Annotated in this window: 2 protein-coding genes; both read left to right on the forward strand. The window is 63.3% G+C overall.

Annotation, left to right across the window (positions count from 1 at the left end; genetic code table 11):
- A partial coding sequence (locus tag WA702_RS18835; RefSeq protein WP_425112044.1) for a xanthine dehydrogenase family protein molybdopterin-binding subunit occupies nucleotides 1–651 on the forward strand: 651 nt, incomplete at its 5' end.
- Between the two features lie 812 nt (nucleotides 652–1,463).
- A partial coding sequence (locus tag WA702_RS18840; RefSeq protein WP_425112045.1) for a carboxylesterase/lipase family protein occupies nucleotides 1,464–2,954 on the forward strand: 1,491 nt, incomplete at its 3' end.

Consider the following 2,954-nt stretch of genomic DNA (forward strand, 5'->3'; position numbering starts at 1 on the left):
GCGGCACTGGTGCTGCAGGAGCAGCCATCCGCACTCGATATCGTCGACGGTGAGATCGTCGATGCCGCCACGCGGCAGCAGCGCCTGCCGGTCGCCGAGATCGCGCGTATCGCCTATTTCCGCTCCGACACATTGCCGCCGGGCACCCAGGCGCAGCTCACGGTCAGTCATCACTTCGCGCCGCAGGGCTATCCATTCGCTTTCACCAACGGCATCCAGGGCTGCCATCTCGAGGTGGACGTCGAGACCGGCTTCGTCAAGCTGCTGAAGCATTTCGTGGTCGAGGATTGCGGCCGCATCATCAATCCGATGCTGGTCGACGAGCAGATGCGCGGCGGCGTGGTACAGGGACTCGGCGCAGCGCTGTTCGAGGAATGCCGCTACGGCGAGACCGGCCAGCTGCTCAACGGCTCGCTGGTCGATTACCTGGTGCCGATGCCGATGGAGATGCCCGACATCATCATCGACCATGTCGAGACGCCGACCAGGGATACTGTGCTCGGCGCCAAGGGCTGCGGGGAGGCGGGCACCGCGGCGGCCTCGGCTTGCGTGCTCAACGCCGTCAACGACGCGCTGGCGCCGCTCAGTGCTTCGATCCATGCGATTCCGATCACGCCGGCGCGCGTGCTGAAAGCGCTCGGAAAGTTCTGACCCGCAACGCGGATCATCACGCGACAACCACAAATCATCGACCTCGCGGCGCAGATGCGTCCGAGCTGTGAGGATCGATCCGCCCTCGATGAAGGGAGGGCGCAGGGAAGGCCGGGTGTTAGCTCACACCCATGGCCCGCCTGCAGAAAAGAACGCAGGCGGCAGTTACCACAGGTACGAGCCGGAACAACCGGCCTTCCCTGCGCGAGTGGGTTACGGCTTATACGTGATCTTCCCGGGGACCGGCTTTGTTGCCCCCGTTTGCGCAATGCGCGTTCCGCGCATTGCGCAGGCATTAGCACCGGAATGCCAGAACCACACGACTTCGCCGTCCGCATGAGCTTGCGCTCGTCCAGCGCAACTCACCGCGTCCATCGCATCCCGCGCTCGACGTCCGTGACGACGCGTACGCCCCCTCCGCGAGGCGGGACGCCTCAATGAAACATGAGTTCTGTAAAAACGAAAGAGGAAATTTGCGACCGAACGGGCTAAGGCGCGTGATCGTGTTGATGACGCTGACGAAATGAGTTTTTCGGCGCACGCCCCGCGGCGTGGTTTTCGCAGGACAATAAGAGGTTCGGGACGTCGGAGCGCGCGCCGTCGGGCAAATCAACGTACCTCAGGCATGCCAATTTGGAAATTTCCCGCCTGTTGCGGCGCACCACTTCAAAGTTTTATTTTTATAACCTTGCGTCTTGACGTTGTCATCGAACGGACGTTTGTTTTTGTGGTTCAAATCGAAGTCTTGCAGCTTGGGAGGGGACACGATGAGACGTCACCGGACAGCAGGCTTTTCGCGGCGCCAAGATAGAATGATCCGCTGGCGACGCGCCGGCATCGGCCTGCTGACGGCGATCCTCATGGTTTTCGGAGGTGCGCCGGCGGGCGCGATGGCCGACTCCCGGAGCCCCATCGTCGAGACGACCAGCGGGGCGGTCCGCGGCACCAGCGACGGCGTCGTCAATAAATTCCAGGGAATCCGCTACGCCAACTCGACGGCTGGTGCGAACCGTTGGACGCCTCCCACAGCACCGGCACGCTCGCACACGATCGTCGATGCGACGACGCCGGGCAGTGCGTGTCCGCAACTGATCAATCAGTTCTCGGCGCAGCCGCCGTTCAGTGAAGATTGCCTGTTTCTCAACGTCACGACGCCCGCGCATTCGGATGGTGACGGCGGGCTCCCGGTCTGGATCTTCATCCATGGCGGCTCGCTCCTGACCGGCACAGGCGCGGGCTACGACCCCAGCGTCCTGGCCAGCACGCACAACATCATCGTCGTGACCATCAATTATCGCCTCGGCGCGCTCGGCTGGCTCGCCCATCCAGCCCTGGACGACGTCGGAAGGGCCGGCAATTACGGGCTGATGGACCAGCAACTCGCGTTCAAATGGGTCCGCGACAATATCGGGCGTTTCGGTGGGAATCCGAACCGGGTGACGATCGGCGGCGAGTCGGCCGGCGGACTCAGCACCTCATCCAATCTGGCCTCGCCGACCGCGAAAGGACTGTTCGACGCCGTGATCATCGAAAGCGGCGCCTATATGCTGTTCACGATCAAGCAGGTCGCAGCGCAGGAAAGCCTGGGTGCGGCGTTCGCAAACGCGGTCGGCTGCACAGGGGTCAACCCGCAGATCGCCGCTTGCCTGCGCAGCGCCCCGGTTGCGACGCTGCTTGCGGCGCAAGCTACCATCAACACGTCGCCGACGGCCGGCACGACGATCTTGCCGCGGGGCTTGTCGGACGCGTTTGGCAGCGGCAATTTCAACCGCGTCCCGGTGATGCAGGGTACCAACCTCAATGAGGGCACGCTGTTCGAGCCGTTTTACTTCGATCCAAGCTTCACGTTCGTGCCGGGCGGTCCGGCGCAATCTTTTGTCGACCAGGGTGTCCTGACGTTTGCGCAAGAGGTTGCGATCATCTCCGGCGTGACTGATCCCACCAAGATCGGAACGCTTGCGGCGCTCTATCCGCCGGCGAGTTTTCCCAATCCGGATAACAACGACAAGCCGAGCGCAGACCAGGCACTCGGTCAGATTTTCACCGACATCATCTTCACCTGCCGGAGCCTCGACTCCAATCAACTGCTGGCGAGGTTCGTCCCGGTGCACGCTTATGAGTTCGCCGATCCGAACGCGCCAGACTTGTTCCAGCCGCTGATCGGCTTCTCTTATGGCGCGTCTCACGCCGCCGAGTTGCAGTATCTGTTCGATGCCAAGACCCTGCAGGGCCCGGCGGACGCCGCCGCCAATGCGGCCTCACCAGCGCCGGGCGCGGCGGTGCAGCCGCCGCCGCTGACGCCC

Source organism: Bradyrhizobium sp. (genome assembly GCF_049798375.1).
GTDB lineage: Bacteria > Pseudomonadota > Alphaproteobacteria > Rhizobiales > Xanthobacteraceae > Bradyrhizobium.